Annotated in this window: 24 protein-coding genes; 10 read left to right on the top strand and 14 right to left on the bottom strand. The window is 66.3% G+C overall.

Translation table 11 applies throughout. The features are described 5' to 3' along the window. Positions 1–381: 381 nt before the first annotated feature. On the bottom strand, positions 382–756 hold the full coding sequence (locus NYP18_RS10645) for a GntR family transcriptional regulator (protein WP_259428168.1): 375 nt from the start codon (positions 754–756) through the stop codon (positions 382–384). 200 nt (positions 757–956) lie between these two features. On the opposite strand from NYP18_RS10645, the gene NYP18_RS10640 reads away from it, so the two are divergent. Further along, positions 957–2,195 (top strand): NYN domain-containing protein, encoded by a 1,239-nt coding sequence (locus tag NYP18_RS10640; protein ID WP_259428167.1) that lies wholly within the window; start codon positions 957–959, stop codon positions 2,193–2,195. 6 nt (positions 2,196–2,201) lie between these two features. Here NYP18_RS10640 and NYP18_RS10635 read toward each other — a convergent pair whose 3' ends face one another. Both NYP18_RS10635 and NYP18_RS10630 read right to left on the bottom strand, forming a co-directional pair. After that, positions 2,202–3,068: a PspA/IM30 family protein gene (locus NYP18_RS10635; protein WP_259428165.1), complete on the bottom strand. Its 867-nt coding sequence runs from the start codon at positions 3,066–3,068 to the stop codon at positions 2,202–2,204. 156 nt (positions 3,069–3,224) lie between these two features. Further along, a complete protein-coding gene (locus NYP18_RS10630; RefSeq protein WP_259428163.1) occupies positions 3,225–3,608 on the bottom strand; it encodes a thioredoxin family protein in 384 nt (127 codons plus the stop codon). Positions 3,609–3,750: 142 nt separating this feature from the next. On the opposite strand from NYP18_RS10630, the gene NYP18_RS10625 reads away from it, so the two are divergent. From NYP18_RS10625 to NYP18_RS10610, 4 genes are all read left to right on the top strand, one after another. Further along, positions 3,751–3,957: a heavy-metal-associated domain-containing protein gene (locus tag NYP18_RS10625; protein WP_259428162.1), complete on the top strand. Its 207-nt coding sequence runs from the start codon at positions 3,751–3,753 to the stop codon at positions 3,955–3,957. 75 nt (positions 3,958–4,032) lie between these two features. Beyond that, positions 4,033–4,239, top strand: coding sequence for a heavy-metal-associated domain-containing protein (locus NYP18_RS10620; RefSeq protein WP_259428161.1), 207 nt, complete (start codon positions 4,033–4,035; stop codon positions 4,237–4,239). Positions 4,240–4,358: 119 nt separating this feature from the next. After that, on the top strand, positions 4,359–6,629 hold the full coding sequence (locus tag NYP18_RS10615) for a heavy metal translocating P-type ATPase (protein WP_259428160.1): 2,271 nt from the start codon (positions 4,359–4,361) through the stop codon (positions 6,627–6,629). Positions 6,630–6,659: 30 nt separating this feature from the next. After that, on the top strand, positions 6,660–8,000 hold the full coding sequence (locus tag NYP18_RS10610; RefSeq protein ID WP_259428159.1) for an MFS transporter: 1,341 nt from the start codon (positions 6,660–6,662) through the stop codon (positions 7,998–8,000). Between the two features lie 16 nt (positions 8,001–8,016). Here the strand turns inward: NYP18_RS10610 and NYP18_RS10605 are convergent, their stop codons facing one another. After that, a complete protein-coding gene (locus NYP18_RS10605; RefSeq protein ID WP_259428158.1) occupies positions 8,017–8,187 on the bottom strand; it encodes a hypothetical protein in 171 nt (56 codons plus the stop codon). 395 nt (positions 8,188–8,582) lie between these two features. On the opposite strand from NYP18_RS10605, the gene NYP18_RS10600 reads away from it, so the two are divergent. Further along, a complete protein-coding gene (locus tag NYP18_RS10600; RefSeq protein WP_259428157.1) occupies positions 8,583–9,764 on the top strand; it encodes an MFS transporter in 1,182 nt (393 codons plus the stop codon). On the opposite strand, the gene NYP18_RS10595 is transcribed toward NYP18_RS10600, so the two are convergent. The 9 genes from NYP18_RS10595 to NYP18_RS10555 all read right to left on the bottom strand — a co-directional run bounded on the left by NYP18_RS10595 (position 9,727) and on the right by NYP18_RS10555 (position 18,613). Continuing rightward, positions 9,727–10,305 carry a PadR family transcriptional regulator gene (locus tag NYP18_RS10595; protein ID WP_259428156.1) on the bottom strand — a complete coding sequence of 193 codons (579 nt, stop codon included), beginning with the start codon at positions 10,303–10,305 and terminating at the stop codon, positions 9,727–9,729. The genes NYP18_RS10600 and NYP18_RS10595 overlap by 38 nt on opposite strands. A gap of 142 nt (positions 10,306–10,447) precedes the next feature. Then, entirely contained in the window at positions 10,448–11,935 is a 1,488-nt protein-coding gene (dnaB, locus tag NYP18_RS10590; RefSeq protein WP_259428155.1) for a replicative DNA helicase, read from the bottom strand. 598 nt (positions 11,936–12,533) lie between these two features. After that, positions 12,534–12,986, bottom strand: a complete 453-nt coding sequence (gene rplI, locus NYP18_RS10585) for a 50S ribosomal protein L9 (protein WP_259428154.1) — start codon at positions 12,984–12,986, stop codon at positions 12,534–12,536. A 99-nt stretch (positions 12,987–13,085) separates the two neighbouring features. Beyond that, the gene (locus NYP18_RS10580; RefSeq protein WP_259428153.1) at positions 13,086–13,742 is read right to left on the bottom strand and encodes a single-stranded DNA-binding protein; all 657 of its coding nucleotides are present in this window, start codon (positions 13,740–13,742) and stop codon (positions 13,086–13,088) included. 89 nt (positions 13,743–13,831) lie between these two features. Continuing rightward, the gene (rpsF, locus tag NYP18_RS10575; protein ID WP_259428152.1) at positions 13,832–14,119 is read right to left on the bottom strand and encodes a 30S ribosomal protein S6; all 288 of its coding nucleotides are present in this window, start codon (positions 14,117–14,119) and stop codon (positions 13,832–13,834) included. Between the two features lie 158 nt (positions 14,120–14,277). Then, the gene (locus NYP18_RS10570) at positions 14,278–14,478 is read right to left on the bottom strand and encodes a hypothetical protein (protein WP_126121829.1); all 201 of its coding nucleotides are present in this window, start codon (positions 14,476–14,478) and stop codon (positions 14,278–14,280) included. 8 nt (positions 14,479–14,486) lie between these two features. After that, positions 14,487–15,914, bottom strand: coding sequence for a glycosyltransferase family 87 protein (locus NYP18_RS10565; RefSeq protein WP_259428151.1), 1,428 nt, complete (start codon positions 15,912–15,914; stop codon positions 14,487–14,489). 15 nt (positions 15,915–15,929) lie between these two features. Further along, positions 15,930–18,131 carry a transglycosylase domain-containing protein gene (locus tag NYP18_RS10560; protein WP_259428150.1) on the bottom strand — a complete coding sequence of 734 codons (2,202 nt, stop codon included), beginning with the start codon at positions 18,129–18,131 and terminating at the stop codon, positions 15,930–15,932. A 107-nt stretch (positions 18,132–18,238) separates the two neighbouring features. Further along, positions 18,239–18,613: a DUF5318 family protein gene (locus NYP18_RS10555; protein WP_259428149.1), complete on the bottom strand. Its 375-nt coding sequence runs from the start codon at positions 18,611–18,613 to the stop codon at positions 18,239–18,241. Positions 18,614–18,783: 170 nt separating this feature from the next. Between NYP18_RS10555 and NYP18_RS10550 the strand changes: the two genes are divergently transcribed. The 4 genes from NYP18_RS10550 to NYP18_RS10535 are packed head-to-tail and all read left to right on the top strand — an operon-like array spanning position 18,784 to position 21,929. Further along, entirely contained in the window at positions 18,784–19,875 is a 1,092-nt protein-coding gene (locus tag NYP18_RS10550) for an inositol-3-phosphate synthase (protein ID WP_259428148.1), read from the top strand. Between the two features lie 44 nt (positions 19,876–19,919). Then, the gene (locus NYP18_RS10545) at positions 19,920–20,381 is read left to right on the top strand and encodes a MarR family winged helix-turn-helix transcriptional regulator (protein WP_259428147.1); all 462 of its coding nucleotides are present in this window, start codon (positions 19,920–19,922) and stop codon (positions 20,379–20,381) included. A gap of 45 nt (positions 20,382–20,426) precedes the next feature. Then, on the top strand, positions 20,427–21,377 hold the full coding sequence (locus NYP18_RS10540; protein ID WP_259428146.1) for a universal stress protein: 951 nt from the start codon (positions 20,427–20,429) through the stop codon (positions 21,375–21,377). 21 nt (positions 21,378–21,398) lie between these two features. Beyond that, positions 21,399–21,929 carry a hypothetical protein gene (locus NYP18_RS10535; RefSeq protein ID WP_259428145.1) on the top strand — a complete coding sequence of 177 codons (531 nt, stop codon included), beginning with the start codon at positions 21,399–21,401 and terminating at the stop codon, positions 21,927–21,929. Between the two features lie 123 nt (positions 21,930–22,052). On the opposite strand, the gene trhO is transcribed toward NYP18_RS10535, so the two are convergent. Next, positions 22,053–22,967, bottom strand: coding sequence for an oxygen-dependent tRNA uridine(34) hydroxylase TrhO (gene trhO, locus NYP18_RS10530; RefSeq protein ID WP_259428144.1), 915 nt, complete (start codon positions 22,965–22,967; stop codon positions 22,053–22,055). Positions 22,968–22,977: the final 10 nt, after the last annotated feature.

The following is a 22,977-nucleotide window of genomic DNA, read 5'->3' as shown; positions in this document are numbered from 1 at the left end:
CACACCCCCACCAGGGGACGTGGGCCGGTGACACGGCACAACCAACGATCACAAACAAAAGTACATTGGCACACTATTGAGTTCTCACACAACATCCGCACACCACACACCCACCATCCCGGTGAAGGGATACTGTCTGTCCTGGTGACGAGTTAGAAACTTAACGAACCCGACCGACCGAAGTCAAATCACGGTGACAACCGTTAACATCTCCATTGCTTGGCCAGCACTGTTTTCCTGTCCGCCTACACACACCCAGCCACCATGGGTGACTGTCTGCGGGGCGTTGTCGGTCGCGCTGACCTCCATAAAGTTACACACCCCCCACCACACACACAAATCCCCAGGTCAGACCATGTTTACAGATCGCGTACCAAGCAGTCAGATGTAAAGCCCACGGCTTTCAGCCACGGCGTCGACAAGCTCGCGGACCTTCTGACGGGAGAGTTCCAGCTTCACGGCCTCGTCAACGAGGGGGACGAGATAGGCGGCGGCAAAACTCTCCCGGCGGCGGTCAAGGATGAGTTTCCGGGCGTGCGTGGTCACGAACATGCCGATTCCCTTCCGCTTCACCAGCACTCCCCTGTCCACGAGGAGACTGAGTCCCCGTCGGGCGGTCGCCGGATTGATGTCGTGGAAGGACGCCAGCTCGTTGGTGGAGGGTGCCCGGTCGCCGGCGGCAAGGTCCCCGCCCACGATGGCGTCCTCGATGAGCGCAGCGATCTGCTGGAACAGGGGCGCTGCCGTCTCGTTCATCCCCGACCTTCCCCGCACACTGGTTGGTTAGTCATATAACCAACCTAACCCACCTGCGCCCGCTTCCCACCCCTCTGCGGGACAGCTTCAGACTTGCCGGGAATCCTCTGCCTGTCATCGACGCGGCCCCCTTAGTTAGGGCATGCTGGTAAAGGACAAACTTTTATTTAGCGACCGACAAAAAACAGAAATTAGGAGCCATGCTTGAACGCACACTCGTCTTCGTCGATACCTCTTATCTGCTCGCAAGTTTCTACAACTCATGGGAGACCGGTGCGCGTGCCCAGTTAGAGATTGATCTGCCCGAGGTGGTCAATGTCCTCGGCACCATGATCCAGAATCAGCTCCACCAGCCGATCCACCGCCAACTCTGGTACGACGGCATCCCCGATTCCGGCCCGCACCGTTATCAGCGGGCCCTGCGCACCTGCGATGGTGTGCAGCTGCGTGCCGGCCAGCTCATCGAATGGGGTGAGCGCCGGACGCAGAAGGCCGTCGACACCCGCCTGGTCGCGGACATGGTGGTGGCCTCCTGCCGTCAGCAGGTGTCCGACATCGTGCTGGTCTCCGGCGACGCGGACATGATCCCCGGTGTCCAGGAAGCCACCAACCATGGCCTGCGTGTCCATCTCTACGGCTTCGGCTGGGACTCCATGTCCTCTGCCCTGCGGCACTCCTGCGATTCGACCACCATCCTCGATCCCCGCGAGGACTTCGCCGAGGCCATGCAGCTGCAGGTCCTTGAGGGCCCGCTGCCTCCCGTGGTCCGGGACCGTCCGCTCTCGGATGCCGAACCCATCGAGGATCTCGGCATGACCGCTGTGCCCACTCCCCGGAACCTCGCGGGCACTCCCCCGCCGCGGCAGAAGGATCCGGCCCCGGCCACCCCGACGGCGCAGACCCCCTCGCCGGCTGAGGCTTCGGTGGAGTCGGCGGTGGAGGCCGCGATCGAGGCTTCCACCCAGGTGGAACCGGAGGCCCAGCACCCGCCGACTCCCGGCGAACCGGCCACTCCGGAGACACCGGTACAGCCCGCAGAGCCGGAGTCCGGTGCAGAACCGGAAGCTCCCAAGCCAGGGCCGAAGCCCGGTGTGCCGAAGCCCTCGATGATGGCTCCCCGCCGCAAGCTGCGGTCGCGGTATGTGCCGCTACCGGAGGAGGTCTGGTCCTCCGGGGGTTTCCAGACCCCTTTTGATGTGGGTCAGCAGTACGCGAGCTGGTGGTATGAGAATGCCGCCACCGTAGAGCAACGGGACCAGGCCCATCTGCTCTCCGGCGGGGGTCTTCCTCCGGAGATCGACCGCCCGCTCCTGCAGTTCGCATGCGAGACCCTCCACGAGTACACGCTCAGCGAGGCCCAGCGGGTCAATCTCCGGGATGGCTTCCATTCGGGGATCCGCGGCGTACTGATAAGTTTCCGCCGCGAGAACCACCAGTAGCAGGCCCTACTTCTTGACGCCGCCGGTCTCCCCGGCGGCGTTTTCGCTGCCCTTCCCCGTCTCCACAGGCTCTGTGTCCTCAGACTCCGTCTCGACGATTTCCGGCTCCGGACCGCCGACCCCCTCGGTCAGCTGCCTGTCCGCCGGACTGTCGGCGGACATCGCGGCCCGGATCTCGGCCAGGCGGGCCGAGGCCTTCATGTCGGTGCCGGCAGCGGCGATCTCGGAGATCCGGTCGTGGACAGAGCTCTGCGTCAGCTCCTGCGCGCCGAGGGCGTCCGCGTAACGACGCTCGATCTTCTCCCGCACCGCGTCGAGGGTCGGGACGCTGTCATCGGGGCGCAGCTCCTGCATGGAGTCCATCGCCTTGGTCGAGGTCTCCTGCATGGCGGCCTGGTCGGCCTGGGCCCGCAGCTGGTCGATCTGGCCGAGTTGTTCCTGGAGACGCAGCTCGGACTCCTTCTGCTGGCGCTGGGCCTGTTCCGCGTTCTGTGTGGCCTGCGCGTGGAGCTGTTTCGTCTCCTCGAGCTGCTGCTCCACCGCGACGAGCTGGGACGCGAAGATCTCGGCGGTGTTGTTCAGTTCCCGGGCCCCGTCCGCATCCCCCTCGGCCGCCGCTTTGTCGGCGGCCTGGATGGCGGTGCGCGCCCGCTCCTGCTGCTCCTGCTGGGACTTCAGGAGCCGGTCGAGCTTCATCTCCAGCTGTTTCTGGTTGCCGATCACGGCGGCCGCCTGCTGGGTGATCTGCTGGTGCTGCTCCTTGGCTGCGGCGGTGGCCTGCTGGATCTGCACCTTCGGGTCCGCGTTCTCGTCGATCTTGGAGTCGAAGGACGCCATCAGGTACTTCCAGCCCTTGCTGAACGGGTTAGCCATGTCGTGGGTCTCGCTTTCTGGCGAAATGGTGTCTTGCCCCAAGCCTACGGCGATATCCGCCCGCCCGCCGACCCTGCGGGCAACCATCCACCCATGCGAAAAACCCGGCCGGGGCTCCTGGGTCGGGGCCGGGCCGGGCTCGGGGAGTGGAGGGTTCTAGTTGCCCTCGGCGTCGCGGGCGGCGTTGGCCTCGGCGACCTGGCGGCGGACATCCTCCATATCCAGGCCCTTGACCTGGCCGATGAGGTCCTCCAGTGCTGCCGGGGGCAGGGCTCCGGCGTCGCGGTAGACCATGATGCCGTCGCGGAAGATCATCAGGGTCGGGATGGACTGGATCTGCAGCGCGGCGGCCAGAGACTGGTTCGCCTCGGTATCCAGCTTCGTGAAGGTGGCGTCGGGGTGCTTCTCGGAGGATGCCTCGTAAGTGGGGGCGAAGGCACGGCAGGGGCCGCACCAGGACGCCCATGCGTCGACAAGGACGATGCCCTCGCCGGTGACGGTATCTTCGAAGGTTGCCTCGGTGACATCGATGGTTGCCAAGGGGAGCTCCTGATTCATTGTTTTGTATGGTCTTATACAGAACCGCGCACTTATGCGGCTTCCTTCTGCACAACTGTACCTGGCTGCCCTTCATTCCCTCCGGGGAGAAACGGAGGGTCCCGAAGCCGGGTGAAAGGACACCATGATCAAGCATTACGTCGTCGAAGGCATGACCTCCGAGGAGAACGGCACCGCAGTGGAGACGGAGATCACCGATCTCCCGGGAACCCAGGGTGTGGAGGTTGATGTCGCAGCCGGCACCGTGTCCGTCACGGGTGAAGGCTTCACCGACGCCGACGTCGCGCACGCCGTGGAAACCGCCGGTTTCGTCCTGCAGCTGGAGGACTGACCCTTGCCACGTACCCCCTAGGGGTATAAAATCATGTTCCGGAAACCATTCGCACCCCGAAAGGAATTCAGCCACATGGCCGATATCACCAAGAATTACCAGGTCGAGGGCATGACCTGCGGACACTGCGAGAAGTCCGTACAGGAGGAGATCGGCGAGATCGCCGGCGTCGCCGACGTGAATGCCTCCGCGGAGAGCGGCACCGTGAGCGTCTCGGGCGCCGGATTCACCGATGAGCAGATCGCCGAGGCGGTGGAAGAGGCCGGCTACGCAGTGAAGTAGCCCCTCCCGCGAAGGCCCGGCACCCCGGTGGGGCGCCGGGCCTTCGGCGTCCCCACCCCCTTGCCGGATACCCCCTTGGGGTATAGGGTCGGAAGGTGAAGGAAGGATTGATCCCAGCCATGACACAGACACAGCCAGCAGTCGACCTGCTCAAGCTCGATCTCGGCGTGACGGGCATGACCTGCACGGCCTGCTCGGGGCGCGTCGAACGCAAGCTCAACAAGGTCGACGGCGTCGAGGCCACCGTCAACTTCGCCACCGAATCGGCGAGCATCGCCTATGACCCGGCCAAGGTCGGCACCGGCGACCTCATCGAGGTGGTGCGGGGCGCCGGCTACGATGCCTTCACCCTCGCGGAGGAGGAGGAGACGGCGCCGGGGGGTGAGGGGGCGTCGGCAGGCGAGGACCCGCATGAGGCCGCACGTCGTCGCGAGGCATCCGACCTGAAGCACCGCCTCACCGTCTCCGCTCTGCTCACCGTGCCGATCGTGCTGCTGAGCATGATCCCGGCTCTCCAGTTCACCAACTGGCAGTGGGCCGTGCTGACGATGACCACCCCGGTGTTCTTCTGGGGCGGTGCCCCCTTCCACAAGGCGACGTGGCTGAACCTGCGCCAGGGCTCCTTCACCATGGACACCCTCATCACGCTGGGCACCTCCGCTGCCTATCTGTGGAGCCTGTGGGCGTTGTTCCTGGGCAATGCGGGGCATCCGGGCATGACCATGCAGATGCACCTGTTCCCCTCCGACACGACAATGGACGAGATCTACCTCGAGACCACCGCCGTGGTGATCACTTTCCTGCTGCTCGGCCGGTGGTTCGAGGTCAAGGCGAAGGGGCAGTCCTCCGAGGCGCTGCGCCGCCTGCTCGACATGGGCGCGAAGGACGCCGCCGTGCTTCGCGACGGCCGCGAGATCCGCCTCCCCGTCAGCCAGCTGCAGGTCGGTGACGTGTTCATCGTGCGCCCCGGCGAGAAGATCGCCACCGACGGCAAGGTGGCCGAAGGGTCCTCAGCCGTGGACGAGTCCATGCTCACCGGTGAATCTGTGCCGGTGGAGGTCTCCCCCGGTTCCCGTGTGACGGGCGCGACGATCAACGCCTCCGGCCGTCTGCTGGTGGAGGTCACCCGCGTTGGTGCGGACACCACCCTGGCCCAGATGGCCCGCCTGGTCACCGACGCGCAGGCGAAGAAGGCCCCGGTGCAGCGGCTGGTGGACCGGATCTCCCAGATCTTCGTCCCGGTGGTCATTGTCATCTCACTGCTCACCCTCGCGGTGCAGCTGGCCGTCGGCGCGGGATTGGCGCCTGCCTTCACCGCGGCCGTCGCCGTGCTCATCATCGCCTGCCCTTGCGCTCTGGGGCTGGCCACCCCCACCGCGCTGCTGGTGGGCACCGGCCGGGGTGCCCAGCTGGGTCTGCTGATCAAGGGCCCCGAGGTCCTCGAGTCGACCCGGCGTGCCGACACCATCGTCATGGACAAGACCGGCACCGTCACCGAGGGTGTCATGTCGGTGAGCGCCGTCGACGCTGCAACAGGTTTCGGGGCCGGGGAGGTGCTCGCCGCGGCCGCCGCGGTGGAGGCAGCCTCCGAACACCCCATCGCCCGCGCCGTGGTGCGCAGGGTGGAGCAGGAGCTCGCCGTCCCGGAGGTCAGCGACTTCCGGAACCTGGCCGGGCAAGGCGTGACCGGCACCGTGGACGGGCGCACCGTCATTGTCGGCCGTCCGGATGGTCAGCTGCCGGGGCAGCTGCAGGAGGTCTTCGACCGCGCCCAGGAGCAGGGCGGCACTCCGGTGGTCGTCTCCGTCGACGGCCGGGTCGCCGGTGTACTCACGGTGCGCGACACCGTCAAGGCCACCTCCGCGGAAGCCGTCGCGCAGCTGCGCGAACTGGGGCTGGCCCCGATGCTGCTCACCGGTGACAACGCCGGTGCCGCGCAGGCGGTCGCCGCGGAGGTCGGGATCGCGCCGGGGGATGTCATCGCGGAGGTGCTGCCGGACGACAAGGTCGCGGTCGTGGAGAAGCTCCAGGAGGAGGGCCGGATCGTCGCGATGGTCGGCGACGGCGTCAATGATGCGGCCGCCCTGGCCCGCGCGGACCTCGGCCTGGCGATGGGCGCGGGCACCGATGTGGCCATCGAGGCCTCGGACATCACCCTGATGAACAACGATCTGCGTTCCGCTGTCGACGCGATCCGGCTGTCGCGCCGCACGTTGGGCACGATCAAGGGCAACCTGTTCTGGGCCTTCGCCTACAACGTGCTGCTGATTCCCGTGGCCGCCGTCGGCCTGCTCAACCCGATGCTGGCTGGCGTGGCCATGGCCTTCTCCTCGGTATTTGTGGTCACGAACTCACTGCGACTGCGCGGCTTCCGCTCCGCACACCAGTAAGCGACCGGTCCCCGGGCTTAGGATCAGTCCATGGACCAACAACTGAGCAGGAATCAACGTCTCGACAGGCTGCCGGTCACCGGGAAGCACCGGCGCCTGCTCCTCGGCTCCGGCATCGGCTGGGCCCTCGACGCGATGGACGTCGGCCTCATCTCGTTCATCATGGCGGCGCTCGCCGTCCACTGGGGACTCAACCCCACCCAGACCTCCTGGCTGGGCTCCATCGGTTTCGTCGGCATGGCCCTGGGCGCAACTTTCGGCGGCCTGCTGGCTGACCGGATCGGCCGCCGCCAGGTCTTCGCCCTCACCCTCTTCGTCTACGGCCTGGCCACGGGCGCCTCCGCGCTGGCCACCGGGCTGGGCACGCTCATCGCGCTGCGTTTTGTCGTGGGCCTCGGCCTGGGGGCTGAGCTGCCGGTGGCCTCCACCCTGGTCTCCGAGTTCGCCCCGCGCCGCATCCGCGGCCGCATGGTGGTCATCCTGGAGGCCTTCTGGGCACTCGGCTGGATCGCCGCCGCCCTGATCGGCGCTTTCGTGGTCACCGCCGACGACAACGGTTGGCGCTGGGCGCTGGCCATCGGCATGGTGCCGACGCTCTACGCCATCTACGTCCGTAAGGGGCTGCCGGAATCCGTCCGCTTCCTGGAGGACAAGGGCCGCCATGGGGAGGCGGAACAGGTGGTGACCGCCTTCGAGGCGGAGGTTGACCCCACGGAACTCGAGCGTATCGACGCCGCCGAGGTCCAGCGTCTCCACGATCTTCCCCGCGAGGACTTCGCGGAGGCGACCTCCATCTGGGAGAAGACGCTGCGCCGGCGCACCGCCGCGCTGTGGATCGTGTGGTTCTGCGTGAACCTGTCCTATTACGGCGCCTTCATCTGGATTCCGTCGCTGCTGGTGGCGGACGGCTTCACCCTGGTGCGTTCCTTCCAGTTCACGCTGATCATCACGTTGGCCCAGCTGCCCGGCTATGCGGTGGCCGCCTGGCTCATCGAGGTCTGGGGGCGGCGCAGCACGCTGGCGGCCTTCCTGCTCGGCTCGGCGGCCTCGGCGCTCTTCTTCGGCACGGCCACCACCGAGGTGACGATCATCGCCGCCGGTTGCCTGCTGTCCTTCTTCAACCTGGGTGCCTGGGGCGCCCTGTACGCGATCGGCCCGGAGCTCTACCCCTCCCATGTCCGTGGTGCAGGTACGGGCGCGGCGGCCGGTTTCGGCCGGATCGCCTCGATCATCGCCCCCCTGATCGTTCCCCCGCTGCTGGCCTTCGGCGGTTCCATCGCCCTGTTTGGCCTCTTCTCCACCGCTTTCCTCATCGCGGCGGTCGCCACACTCACCCTCCCCGAGCAGCGTGGCAAGGTACTCGACGCCTGAGTGCCCTGCGCCCCCCTCAGGCGAAGGAGAGCATTCCGGCAAGCCGGCCGAACAGGCCGGGCCTGCGCTCGGTGGTGAAGTCATCGAGGTTGCGGGGGACGGCCAGGATAGTGGCGCGTTCCGTACGCTCGACACGGATGGTGGTGCTGAAGTCGGTGGTGCTCGGGTTGAACTCTCGACAGGTCATGATTTCCCTCCTCTGTCCGTTGGTGTTGCTTTGAAGTTGATGTCCCTGATTTTAGGAAGTTTTCGCAGGTCAGACACCATTGGAAAGCCATGCCTAACTAAAGTCCGCCTTATATAGGCTCACCTAAAAGACATGAAATGGCAGGTCAACCCCGGTGCGTACTGCGACGTGAATCACACCATCGCGACAGGCCGGTCCACGCGACACTCCCCTGTCACCCCATTTCGGGGGAGCCCCTGAACAAGGGAGAATCCCGGGGTCGGCCCAGGGGTGATTCCTAAACTGCCGGAGTTCTGCTAGCAATCTGTCGCCCACACCACGTTCCCGCCTAGACTGTGCGGGCCATCACCCGAGGTTTCCCGTCCGGAAGCCGGAGAGAGCCGAGGAGACCACCCATGACAGCTGCCGGGCCCCGCGACTGGCTCCGGGTGGCCCTGGGGATGTTCATCATCGCCTTCGGCGCCAACCTCTTCGCACCCCTGCTGCCCTCCTACCGGCTCCATGCCGGACTGGGCCAGCCCCAGGTGACCTTCCTCCTGGCCATCTATGTCGCAGGCCTGCTGCCCGCCCTCCTCATCGGCGGACCGGTCTCCGACATCCGGGGACGCAGGGCGCTGATCCGGCCCGCCCTGCTCCTCTCCACACTCGGCTCTGTGGTGCTCGCCTCCGGTACCGCCGGTTCCTTCACGGCACTGTGGGGCGGGCGGCTCATCGCCGGCATCGCCATGGGACTGGTCATGGCCGCCGGGGCCGCCTGGCTCCAGGAGCTGTCCACCGGCCCGGCCCACCTCGGGCCACGCCGGGCAACCGTGGCACTCTCCCTGGGATTCGCCGGCGGCCCACTCGCGGCAGGCGCCATCGCGGAATTCCTGCCCCGGCCGGACCTGCTACCCTACCTGGCGCACCTGGCCCTGCTGGTCCTCATCACTCCCCTGGTGTGGCGGACCCCGGGTGGAGCGGCCCGGGAGGACGGCCTCCGCCGCAGCTGGTTCTCCCGCAGCGTGCTGTCCGGGCGCTTCCTCTGGGGGACAGCGATCTGGGCGCCGTGGGGCTTCGGCACGGTGAGCACCGCCTTCGCCACCCTCACGGCCCTGGTCAACGACAGGCTCATCTGGCCGGTGGCATTCACCGGCCTGATCGCCGCCGTGGCCCTGGGCACCGGAGTCCTCATCCAGCCTGTGGCCACGCGTCTCGACGCCCGCCGGTTCCCACCCGCAGTCCCCGGACTGCTGCTGGTCGTGGCCGGCATGTGCGCGGCCGCCGGGGTCGCGGTGACCCGCTCCCCCGGTCTGGTTTTCCCGGCGGCCATCCTGCTGGGTGCCGCCTACGGAGTACTGATGGTCTCCGGGCTGCGGGAGGTCCAGCGGATCGCCCCGGCCAGGGAACTGGGCGCGGCCACGGCCGTCTTCTACTCCCTGACCTACATCGGATTCTTCGCGCCTTTCCTCCTGTCCCACCTGGGCCCCACCCTCGGCTACCCGGAGGCCTTCCTCACCGGCGCGGTGATCGCCGCAGCATCGGTCGCGCCCGTGCTGTGGGTCAGAGGCCGCGGATCCTCTCCGCAGCCCGGGCGATGATGTCGGCGACGGCCTCATGCTTGTCGTCCCCCGCCCTACGCACCGCCCCGCGCAGTTCCTTCAGAGCCACCCCGAGTCGGCCACGGGGGTCCTCATCGGAGTGCTCACGGTAATCGTCGAGGATCCGTGCCCATTCGGTGTGGTTCGATGCGACCTCCGCGCGGCCGGCTTCCGTGAGGGTGGCCAGTTTGCGACCCTCCTCGACGGACATGGTGATCAGCCCCTCGTCCTCCAGGAGGCTGAGATTCGGGTAGATACCTCCCGGCGACGGAGTCCAGGCCCCGTCGGTGCGCTCACCGACCTCGGAGATGAGCTGATAGCCGTGCATCGGCTGCTCAGCCAGCAGGACGAGGATGACCTGACGCAGGTCCCCACGGCCGGCCCGTCCGCCCCGACCCCGGCCCCGCCGCTGGGGGCCGTGACCATGGCCGTGTCCATGATGGTTACGGCCGTGGTGGCGGTGTCCACGCCTACGACCCCGGCGGTGACCGCAGTCGTTGCCGTGGTCGCCGTGGAATTCATTGATGGTGATCTCGTACATTCTCTTTCCTTTCGATATATCGGAATGTAGGACTCAACATAGTTGCGATACATCGCTATGTCAATAGTGATGTATCGCTAATTTCCGAGAAGAAGCCCCGCCGACCAGAAAGAATGGGGTCAGCGGGGCGTCGAGAAGCGAGCTAACCGCGCGCCATGTCCACGAAACGGGAGAAGTGCAGCTGGTGCGCCACAGTGACCGTGTCGATGGGCCCACCACGGTGCTTGGCCAGGATGATGTCGGCCTCACCGGCACGCACATCCTCCCGGTCCTGGGAATCCGGACGGTAGAGCAGCATGACCATGTCGGCGTCCTGCTCCAGGGAACCGGATTCACGCAGGTCGGCGAGCTGCGGTTTCTTGTCCGTGCGCGCCTCCGGACCACGGTTGAGCTGCGAGATCGCGATGACCGGCACATCCAGCTCCTTGGCCAGCAGCTTGAGCTGACGGGAGAACTCCGAGACCTCCTGCTGACGCGACTCCACCCTCTTCCCCGAGCTCATCAGCTGCAGGTAGTCCAGCACAATCAGCTGCAGATCGTGCTTCTGCTTGAGGCGGCGCGCCTTGGAGCGGATCTCCATCATGGTCAGGTTCGGGGAGTCGTCGATGTACAACGGGGCCTCAGAGATCTGCCCGGAACGGTTTGCCAACGTCGTCCAGGCCTCATCGGTCATCCGGCCGGAACGCATGTCGGAGAGCTTGATGCTCGTCTCCGCCGAGAGCAGACGCATGACGATCTCCGATTTGCTCATCTCCAGGGAGAAGATGACGGAGGCCTTACCATGCTTGATCGAGCAGGAACGCATGAAGTCCAGCGCGATCGTCGACTTACCCACACCGGGGCGGGCCGCGACGATGATCATCTGACCGCCGTGCAGGCCGTTGGTCAGGTTGTCCAGGTCCACGAAACCGGTGGGAACACCCTGCGCCAGGCCACCGGTATTGGCGATCTGGTCGAGCTCCTCGAGGGTGGGCGTGAGGATGTCCCCCAGGACCGCGTAATCCTCGGTCTCGGTCTTCTGCGCGATGGCGAAGACCTCCTGCTGCGCCATGTCGAGAACCGTCTCGACCTCCGCACCCTCATTACCCTCGTAACCGAGCTGCACCACGCGGGTTCCGGCGTCGACGAGCCGGCGCAGGATCGCCTTCTCCACCACGATCTCCGCGTAGTAACGGGCATTGGCGGCGGTCGGCACCGACGAGATGAGCGTGTGCAGGTACGGTGCCCCACCGACCCGCTCGAGATCATTGTGCCGGTCCAGGCGGCCGGCGACGATGACCGGGTCAATGTCCTTGCTCTCACCGAACAGGTCGATCATCGCCGTGTAGATCAGCTGGTGCGCCGGATGGTAGAAGTCCTCGGGGCTCAGCTCACCGATGATCTCCACCACGGTGTTGGGGCTGAGCAGCATCGCACCGAGCACACCCTGCTCCGCCTCCCGGTCATGCGGCGGCTGACGGTACTCCCCGAAGGAGGGGGTCGGATCCCGCTTGTTCCGGTCCCGGTACCGGCGCGGTGCCGCGTCCTTGAAGGCCGGCACGGGCAGTCCCCCGCCACCCTCCGGGAAGTCCGGTTCGGCCGGCGGCACGTAGTTGTCATCGAAGCTGGTGTCGCCGATTCCTGAGCTCATCTGTGCGTACCCGTCCTTTCCTCACGGCCATACCGTGGGGCGTGGCCGATGTTTCCTCCCGCAGTCTAACCCCCGGGACAAGGAGGAAGAATCCGCAGTCTGGGGGCTGTGGAAAGGGCAGCTTTCCGGCATCGGAATGAGATTGCTCACCTAAGTTATCCACAGGGGGATGTGGACAAACCCAGGTAAACGGCGGGTTTTATCCCCCGGCACCCCTTAAAGCTGTGGATAACTTGTGGATAACTTCAGGGGCACACCTCTGCAACTGGCCTATCCTGCCAGCTCACAGACCTGCGCCGTGCCTGTGGACAACATCACCACAACCGTGGACAAGTGTCTTTCGCACTGTTCTGCGATGCCCTAAACAGGTGCCGACCACTGAACTCTGGGGCGCGGTCCCGAAAACGCCCGGTTACCGGAGGATGAACTCCCCCCGGTTCTCCACAGTTGTCCACAGCCGGGGCCGGCAGGGCGTGGCGAAGCAGAAAAAACGACTGACGGCCCTGCGGATCACGAATCCGCAGGGCCGTCAGTCTGCTGTTGTCATTGGGTCAGGAAATCCCGTTCACGCGGGAAACTGACCGTCGTCTGGCGCGGGTTACGCGGCGACGACCTCGAAGTTGATCTTGCCGGTGACCTCGGAGTGGAGCTGAACGATAACCTGGTAGTTACCGGTCTTCTTCACCAGACCCTTGGGCAGCTCAATGGTGCGCTTGTCCAGGGTCGGGCCGCCGGCCTTCTTCACTGCGTCAGCAATGTCCTCGGCCTTCACGGAACCGAAGAGCTTGCCGGAGTCAGAGGTGCGGACCTGCACGGTCACGCCGGACAGCTCCTCGAGCTGCTGGCGAACCTCGCGGGCATGGTCGAGGTCGCGGATGGCGCGGGCCTCCTGGGCACGCTGAATGCCCTCGATCTGCTTCTCAGCACCACGGGTGGCCACAATGGCCAGACCGCGGGGAAGCAGGTAGTTACGTCCGTAACCGTCCTTGACCTCGATGATGTCGCCTGCGACTCCGAGGTTGTCAACGGCAGCGGTGAGGATCAGCTTCATGATCCCTGCCTTTCGTTGTGTATCCCTGGCTGAAGCGGCGTGCCGGTGGGCACGTGCGGGCCGTCGGGAAAGTCAGTTGAGATGGGTTGATCTGCTCAATCAGAACGGAGGCTCGTCATCGGCCGCACCACCGAAACCACCGGCCGGCGGGGCGGAGCCCCACGGGTCGTTGGCCGGCATCTGGCCGGGCTGCTGGGCCTGCTGGCCACCGAACCCGCCCTGCTGGGGGTGCGGCTGCTGCTGCGGCTGCCGAGACTGCTGCGGCGGGGCCTGGTAGCCCTGCTGCCCGCCGAAACCACCCTGCTGGGGCTGGTGCTGCGACTGCTGAGACTGCTGGGGCTGACCACCACCGAAGTTGCCGCCACCGCCGCCGAAACCGCCACCTTCACGGGGGTTGCGGTTGACCTGGGCGGAAGCGAACTTCAGGGACGGGCCGACCTCTTCGACCTCAACCTCGTAGACCGTGCGGTTCTCGCCTTCCTTCGTCTGATAGCTTCGCTGCTTCAGATATCCGTTGACGATCACGCGCATGCCCTTGGAGATGGACTCGGCGACATTCTCGGCCGCCTGGCGCCACACGTTGCAGGTGAGGAACAGAGCCTCGCCGTCCTCCCACTGGTTGGTCTCGCGGTTGCGGACCCGGGGAGTGGAGGCGATACGGAAGTTGGCCACCGCTGCACCCGAGGGGGTGAAGCGGAGTTCGGGATCAGCGACGACGTTGCCGACGACGGTGATCGGGGTATCTCCAATTGCCATGGTTGTTCAGCCTTCCTGCTTCGCGCGGTTGATGCCTGATGACGTGCCTGCCGGGTGACGGGCATGTGCTCGTCACCCAGTATCCGTTCTTAAGCGTCGGTGCGCAGAACCTTGGTGCGCAGGACAGAGTCGTTCAGGTTGAGAACGCGGTCAACCTCGAGCACGGTCGAGGACTCGCACTCCAGGTTGATGACGGCGTAGACGCCCTCTTCCTTCTTGTTGATCGGGTACGCAAGACGACGCTTGCCCCACACATCAACCTTCTCGACCTTGCCATTGTCCTTACGGACAATCTCAAGGTACTTATCCAGGGACGGGGCAACGGTGCGCTCATCCTGGGACGGATCCAGAATGATCATGATTTCGTAGTGACGCACGACCTCATCACCTCCTATGGTCTAGTAATTGGTTCGGCCACACCCCTTGTGGGCGTGACAGGAGGGTCTGTTGCGTCAAGCAACCTCCGCAGCCTACCTCATGCGCCCCTGAATCCGTTAATTGCTTTTCGACGCCCCATCTGGCATAACCCCGACCGTCAACGCGGGACATCACCAGGCACCGTGGCGAAGAAAACCGCCAGGAAGGTCGGGATGACGGTGACGAATACGAAGGCGGCGACGCCGAGCGCGACCGGCCAGGCGGTGGGCTTCTTCCGCATGAAGGCCCAGAAGGCCGCACCGATGCACAGGAAACCGATCGCGATGGAGATGATGCCCAGCAGGGTCGTGGTGGTCATGCCCTACATCATCGCCGATGACCGGCGGAAGCAGCCAACGACAGGGGGTCCTGCCCCTGGTGCGCGGCCCGCACCCGGTCAGTCCCCCGGCCCAGTATCTGCCGGACCACCAGGGTGGCCATCACCACCAGCAGGACGAACCGGGCGATGAGGAACGTGTCGAGCAGTTCGGAGGGGATCCCGTTGTTCTCCGCGCCGAGCATGTGCCACATGAGCATCGGCCACACCAGCATGTCGACGGCCATCCACCCCAGCAGCAGCCGCCAGCGCGGCAGGGCCAGCACGGCGGGCACCACCAGCCACAGCGAGTACTGCGGTGACCACACCTTGTTGAAGAGCAGGAAGGCCAGGACGATGAGGAAGACGAGTTCGGCGACACGGGGGCGTCGGGAAGCGCACAGACCCAGCACCCCGATGGCCAGGCAGGCGGCGGCGAACAGCGCGAAGGACAGGGTGTTGAGCACCGCGTTCGGCAGGGCCGGGAGGAACAGGTTACGGGTGATGACCGCGTAGACCGTGGTCCACTCCGCACCGCGCTCGCTGTTGAGCCGGAGGAACTCGTTCCACGCCTGCGGGTACAACACCAGCACCGGCAGGTTCACCGCCAGCCAGGATCCCGCAGCCGCCCCCAGCATCCGCAGAAAAGGCCCCGGCCGGCGGGCCCGGACCGCCAGCACCAGATATGCGCCCAGCAGGAACAGCGGCCACAGTTTGAAGGCCGTACCCAGGCCGATGAGCACACCCGCCAGGGCCGGACGCCCCCGGCTGACGGCGTAGAGGGCACCCACCACGAACATCACGGAAGGGATGTCCCAGTTGGTGAAGGCGTGGACGATGAGCAGCGGGGAGGCCGCCACGAGCACCGTGTCCCACACCCGGTTGCCCGCCAGGGCGGCCACCAGCCGGATGGTGAGCACCCACATCGCCGACATCGCCAGGGCGGTGAGCGCGAAGTACCACGACGCCGCGGGAATGAGCAGCGGGGTGGCCTCGATGAGCGGGTAACTCACACGGGCCAGCGCACCCATCAGCCACTGGAACATCCCGGCCAGGACCGGATACTCCAGGTAGCGGGTGAGATCCCCCTCCACCCAGGAATAGGCGTAGGGGAAACCCCCCTCGTCGAGGCCGCGGCCCGCGAAGAGGGGGGTGATGTCGTTGTAGCAGGCGGCGACGTACTGGCGGTTGCCCGACCAGTCGAGGACGACGGTGCCGTCCGCGGCCCGGCCACCCCCGAGGCAGCGGGCCTTGGCCAGGAACCCGAAGGACAGGAAGACCAGCGCCACCGAGACCAGCACCCGCACGGGGGTCCACCAGGGCTGGCGGCCCACCGCGGCGAAACGGCCGACGGGGCCGCCGAGGAAGGAGATGAAACCGGCGGCCACCGGCTCGGTGAGAGCCGGGGAGATCCGCTCGGTGGGGTGGTTGATCCGCATCCGCTGACCCTCCGGTTAATCAGGCAGGTCGATGACCAGGCCCGGCAGGATCTCGAGTTCACCGTTCTCGTTGGGGGTCGGCAGCTGCGGCAGCGGTGCCGGCTCCGGCGTGGCGGGCTGCGGTGAGTCCACGGTCGTGTCCTCCACCGGCTCCTCGACGATCTCCGTGGCCGGGGCCGGGGCGGGAGCCACCGGCTGGACCGGGGCCGGGGCATAACGCATGCCGTTGCCGCCCGCGGGGATACCGGTGCCGAAGTTGATCGGGCCCGGGGAGGCGAACTGCTCGACATCCTTGCCCTGGTGGGCGCCGTCCATCGCGGCCTTCCAGATCCGCGAGGGGGAACCGGAGCCGAACATGTTGCCGCCCCACTCGTTGTAGATGGCGGTGGTGTTGTCTGCGGTGCCGACCCACACGGCGGTGGCCAGCTGCGGGGTGGTGCCGACCATCCAGGCGTCCTTGTTCCGGCCGGTGTCGCCGAGCTGGGCGGTACCGGTCTTGGAGGCGGAGGGGCGTCCACCGGCCAGGGAGCTGCCGTTGGAGTAGGCGGCGATCGGCTGCATCGCGTAGAGGAGGTTGTCGGCGACGACCTCGGCCACGCGGCGCTCACCGTCGCCGGTCTCGTGCTGGTAGAGCAGCTCGCCGTCGCCGGTCTCCACCCGCTCGACGAAGTGGGTCTGGTGCCACACGCCACCGTTGGCCAGGGTCGCCAGCGCGGTCGCCATGTCGATGGGACGGGTCTGGTACTGGCCCAGGATGATGCCCTCGTAGGGCTGTGCGCCGTTCTCGGTGAGGGTCGCCGGGACCCCCGGCAGGGACTCCGCCACGCCCAGGGCATGGGCCATGTCGGCGGTGTCCTGGGTGGTGTTGGTCAGGTCGTCCTGCAGGCGGATGAAGCTGGTGTTGTAGGAGTGCTTCAGCGCCTCCGAGAGGGTGGTGTAACCGGCGCTGCCGCCGTCCCAGTTGTTGACCACGATGTTGCCGGGCAGCGTCACCGGGGACGAGTCGTACACGGCGCTCAGCGGGATGCCCTGCTGGAGGGCGGCCGCCAGGCCGAAGATCTTGAAGGTGGAGCCGGTCTGGAGGGCGGCGTTGCCGTAGTCCCAGCCGGCGGCGTCCTCACCACCGAAGTAGGCGCGGACGGCACCGGTCCCCGGCTCGACGGAGACGACACCGGCGCGGGCGTCGTCCTGCAGCTGGGCGAGGTTGGTGCGCACCGCCTGGATGGTGGACTCCTGGGCCTGCGGGTCGATCGTGGTGGTGATCCGCAGGCCGCGGGTGGTCACCTCCTCCTCAGTGATGCCGATGCTCTGCAGCTCATTGATCACGTGGTTCTTGATCATGCCGTTGGTGCCGGTCGCCTCGGTGTAGGCGGAGTACTCGGCCGGGTCCCGGGTCTCGGGGTAGACCATCCCGGCGCGCTCCTCCGGAGCCAGGACACCCATCTCGACCATGCCGTCGAGGACGTAGTTCCAGCGGCCCTCCGCCCCCTGCGGGTTGGACCACGGATCCAGCTGGCTGGGCAGCTGGATGGTGGCGGCCAGCATCGCCGCCTCCTGCGTGTTCAGCTCGGTGACGGGTTTGGCGAAGTAGGCGTGCGAGGCGGCCTCCACGCCGTAGGCGTTGCGGCCCAGGTAGACGGTGTTGAGGTAGGCGGCGAGGATGTCCTCCTTGGACCACTGGTTGGTCATCTTCACGGAGTAGACGAGCTCCCGGGCCTTGCGCACATAGGAGTGGTCATCACCGACCAGGGCGTTCTTCACATACTGCTGGGTGATCGTCGAACCACCTCCGGCGGAGGTGTTGCCGGTGATCTGGCCGACGACGGCACGGCCGAAACCGGTGAAGGAGAAGCCCTGGTTGGTCCAGAATTCACGGTCCTCCGCGGCGAGGACGGCGTTCTGCAGCGGCTCCGGCACCTGCTCCAGCGGTACCTGCCGGCGGTTGCCCTCCGGCGGGACGACACGGGCCAGCTCCGTGGAGGAATCCGAGGCGTAGATGGAGGAGACCTGTGCGGAGGTCAGCTCCTCCGGCTCCGGCACGTCGATCGTGGAGTACACCACGAGGAAGACGCCCAGTGGGATGAGGATCAGCGCGAGGAGCCCGCCGAGCACCGCGAGCAGGACCGGCCGGCGCCTGCCCTCCTGCCCGGCCTTCTGCTCCCGGCTGCGTTCACCCCGCGTGGATCCGCGTTTCGCGTTGTTGTTCTTCTCAGACAAGTGTTGTCCCCGTTGTGGTCACTGGTGGCGTTTGATACACCCGTGAACCCTACTGCGCCGGAGGCATGTAGGGGAATCATTCGCCCCACTGGTCAGGGCATGCCACATCACCCCGTGGTGGCGGTGACGGCCTTCAGGAGATGATTCCAGCGGCAGGTCGGACACACCTCCACCGTGTGCACGGTGACCTCCCGGCCAGTGGCGACGATCGCGGCGATCTCCTCATCGCTGCGCGCCGTGCCGGACATGCGGCCAAGCTGCTCCCCGTGGATCCACTGGACGATGCGCAGGTCCTCCGAACCGCATACCGGGCACGGGTAGCCGGCGGACCCCCCGTGGTAGGTCGCGGCGGTGACGAGCAGGAAATCGGCGTCGCAGACCTCCTCACGCGAGACCTCACCGGCCCGCCAGCGGCGCAGGAGGTCCTGGCGGGCGAAGCGGTGGGAGATCTCGTTACGGCGGACGAAGTTTCCGGCAGACACAGGGTCAGTCTACCGGCGGCACCTGAACAGGCTTCTTGATCGATCCTGCCCGTGCCCGATCCACTGTCCCCCGGGGAGACCGCATACGATGGACCGTTGAGCACGGGGGCCGGCAGGCCACCCCCTTCGACACACTTCGATAAGGCCTGCGTCAAGGAGTGAACGGATAAATGAGCAAGGTTCGCGTAGCGATCGTGGGCGTCGGCAACTGTGCCGCCTCGCTGGTCCAGGGTGTGGAATACTACAGGGACACCCCGGCCGGGGAGAAGGTGCCGGGACTGATGCACGTCCAGTTCGGCAATTACCACATCAGCGATGTCGAGTTCGTCGCCGCATTCGACGTGGATGCCGCCAAGGTCGGCACGGACCTGGCCGAGGCCATCGACGCCTCCCAGAACTGCACCATCAAGATCGCCGATGTCCCGACCACCGGTGTCACCGTCCAGCGTGGCCCCACCCTCGACGGGCTGGGCAAGCACTACATGGAGACCGTCGAGGAGTCCGCTGAGGCAGCCGTCGATGTTGTCCAGGCGCTCCGTGATGCCGAGGTCGACGTTGTCGTCTCCTACCTGCCCGTCGGCTCCGAGCAGGCCGACAAGTTCTACGCCCAGGCTGCCATCGACGCCGGCTGCGCCTTCGTCAATGCCCTGCCGGTGTTCATCGCCTCCGACCCGGAGTGGGCCCAGAAGTTCATCGACGCCGGTCTCCCGATCATCGGTGACGACATCAAGTCCCAGGTCGGTGCCACCATCACCCACCGCGTCATGGCGAAGCTCTTCGAGGACCGCGGCGTCCGCCTCGAGCGCACCATGCAGCTGAACGTGGGCGGCAACATGGACTTCAAGAACATGCTCGACCGTGACCGCCTGGAGTCCAAGAAGATCTCCAAGACCCAGGCCGTGACCTCCAACCTGCACGAGGGCCCGCTGGCCGGCAAGGTCGAGGACCGCAACGTCCACATCGGCCCCTCCGACTACGTCGAGTGGCTCGACGACCGCAAGTGGGCCTACGTCCGTCTCGAGGGCACCGCCTTCGGTGAGGTCCCGCTGAACCTCGAGTACAAGCTCGAGGTCTGGGACTCCCCCAACTCGGCCGGCATCATCATCGACGCCGTCCGTGCCGCCAAGATCGCCCTCGACCGCAAGATCGGTGGCCCGGTCCTCCCGGCATCGGCCTACCTGATGAAGTCCCCCCCGGTCCAGATGGGTGACGAGGAGGCCCGGGCACAGCTCGAGGCCTTCATCATCGGCGCCGACGACTAGATCACAGTCGGTTTTCCGGGCGAAAGTGTCTAGGATCGGAGGACATGGCATCAACGCATCCCGAGGACATCGCCGCCCGGATCCGGCCGGCGATGACGAAGCTGTACGTCATGTACTTCCGCATCTCCGAGCAGTCCGATCTGACCGGCCCGCAGCTGTCGATCATGGCCCGGCTCAAGGACAACGGCCCGGCCCGGATCAGCCAGATCGCCCGCGCGGAAGGCATCCGCATGCCCACAGCCTCCAACGCACTCCACCAGCTGGAGCAGCGGGAGCTGGTGGAACGCCTCCGCGATGAGCAGGACCGCCGCGGAGTGCGCGTGCGGCTCACCCGCCTGGGCGAGAGTGAACTGGCGCGCGTCGGGGAGGAGCGCACCAAGTACCTCGCCGAGATGATCGGCACCCTCAGCGAAGAGGATCTGGAGCGCGCCAGCGATCTCGTCGACATCATCAACAAGCTCGCCGACAGCTACGGGGCGGACCTGATTGACACGAACGCAGGGTGAACGGCAATAATAGGGGGGTAAACCCCTTCTGACCCCCGGTAGAGAATGGTATCCCCGATTCACGTCGCCTCTGAGGCATCCGCCCGTATCCTGGTCGCCTGGCGACCCGATTCCCCCGGCACCGAAGCCCTCGAATTCGCTGCCTGGCTGAGCCGTACCACCGACGTCCAGATCCGCGTCGTCTCCACCTTCCTCCGTCCCTGGCCCGCCGCCTCCCTCAGCCGCCTCGGCGGCAAATACCGCAAGTCCTTCCAGAAGGAACTCGCGGCCTGCGAGTCGGCGGTGAAGAAGGCGTTGGATGCGGCGGGCGTCGACAAGCGGAACTGGGACGAGCAGATCTCCGTCGTCCTCGAGGGCCCCTCCGAATCCGTGCTGCTCAGCGAGGCCGCCGACGATTACGACGCCCACCTGGTCATCCTGGGCTCTGACGCCGCCGCCCCGAAGGGCCGCTTCCTCGCCGGTTCAACCGCGGATGCGCTGCTGCACTCCTCCCCCAAACCACTCGGCCTGGCCCCGCGCGCGGTCCGGCTGGCCAAGCGGGGGGTCACCCGCGTCAACTACGCCTTCCTGGAGAGCGCCGTCGACGAGAACGACCCCTCCCTCCACTTCGCCGCCTACCTGGCCGACAGCTGGGGTGTGGACCTGCGCATCCTCGCATTCTCCCCCTCCGGCATCGTCGACCAGCCCTTCCACGACAAGTTCGACTTCCCCAGCGAGCTTGTCGACGAATGGCGCGAGCACTCCCTCGCCGTCCTCGACCGCTCCCACGACGTCATCGGCGACCTCCACCCCGATCTCTCCGTCGAATCGGACATCGGCTCCGGTGTCGGCTGGTCGGGGGCGATCGACGCCCTCAAGTGGAAGAAGGGCGACCTCCTCATCCTCGGCTCCACCCCGCCGGGTCCGCTGGAGCGCGTCTTCGTCGGTTCCACCGCCACCGAATTCCTCCGCCACGTCCACGTGCCCGTGCTGCTGCACCCCACACCCCGATATTGACGCCGGGACTAAGGTGAGGTCATGACTGGAAGTGACTCGGAGAAGAATCCCCCGCAGAACAATGGAGGACGCTGGCGCAACTTCCTCGACCACCCGGAGAACGACCTCACCGCTGACGCGGACTTCGCCAACCGGCGCCCGCCGACGCCCCAGACCGCCGAGGAACTCGCCTCCTCCACCGACCCGGCCGTCCAGGCCGAACGCAACCGGAAGTCGACCCGGCAGGCCGTCACCTGGTTGTTCGGGACCATCATCACCACCGTCGTCTTCGCCTACATCCTGGCGTGGGTGCCCCGCGTGATGGGCGGTCCGCTCTGTGAAGCCGGTGAAGCGACCTGGCTGTGCACCCGGTCCTGGCAGATCTGGTGGCCCATCCTCACCAGCATCGTCCCCGCCGCCGGTATCATCGGCTGCGCCATCATCATGGTGCGCAAACTCAACAGCTACACCCGCTGGCGTCCCTGGATGGGCGTGTTCTGGGTGCTCATCCCCTTCGCCATGATGTGGATGCTGCAGACCTGGCAGATCCTGGTCATGGCGTTGAGCAACTAGTGCCCTGGGTAGGCGGCGGGGTCGGCGCGCAATATCTGACCGGTCCGGCCGACCTTGGCGCGCATCGTCGCTGCTCGAAGCCCCGTGCTTGACGCGTCAAGGTAAGATATTGCGCGGCGTCGACTAACCGGCAGCGATCTCTCCGGCCACCTCGGCGCAGTCCGGCCGACCGCAGTGCGCGGTCACCGGCTGCGCCGCACACGTCTCACAGACCAGTGCCTGCTTGCGGCAGGTGTCCTCGTTGAGGCAGTTGATGAAGTTGTTGGTGTGCTCGCGGCAGTGGATGCAGTGGCCCAGCTGCTCGTAGTCCTCCCCGAACTCCACGTGCATACGCTTGTCGAAGACATACAACGAACCCTCCCACAGGCCCGTGTTGCCGTACTTCTCACCGTAGCGGACGATGCCGCCGTCGATCTGGTAGACCTCCCGGAAACCGCGGTTGACCATCAGCGCGCTGAGGACCTCGCAACGGATGCCGCCAGTGCAGTAGGAGACCACGGGGCGGTCCTTCATCCAGTCGTATTTGCCGGACTCCAGTTCAGCGATGAAGTCATGGGTGGTCTCCACGTCGGGGACCACGGCGTCGCGGAACCTGCCGATCTGCGCCTCCATGGCGTTGCGGCCGTCGAAGAAGACGACGTCGTCGCCGCGGGCGTCGACAAGCTCGTTGACCTCCTCCGGCTGCAGGTGCACTCCCCCGCCCATGATTCCGTTCTCACCGACCTTGATCTCCCCGGCGGCGTTGAAGGCGACGATCTCATCGCGCACTTTCACGCTGAGCTTCGGGAAGTCCTCCGCGCCACCTTCGGACCACTTGAACTCCATGTCCTTGAACCCGGGGTAGTCACGGGTCTTGCGGATGTAGCGCTTGCACGCGTCGATGTCGCCGCCGACGGTGCCGTTGATGCCGTGCCCGGAGATGAGGATGCGCCCGCGCAGCCCCAGTGACTCGCACAGGTCGCGCTGCCAGAGCATCACCGCCTGCGGGTCGGCGATCGGGGTGAAACGGTAGTACAGGAGAATCTTGCTGATGGCCACGCCGGTGAGT

Source organism: Corynebacterium lemuris (assembly GCF_024919295.1).
Taxonomy (GTDB): domain Bacteria; phylum Actinomycetota; class Actinomycetes; order Mycobacteriales; family Mycobacteriaceae; genus Corynebacterium; species Corynebacterium lemuris.
This window is presented reverse-complemented; position numbering and strand designations above follow the sequence as displayed.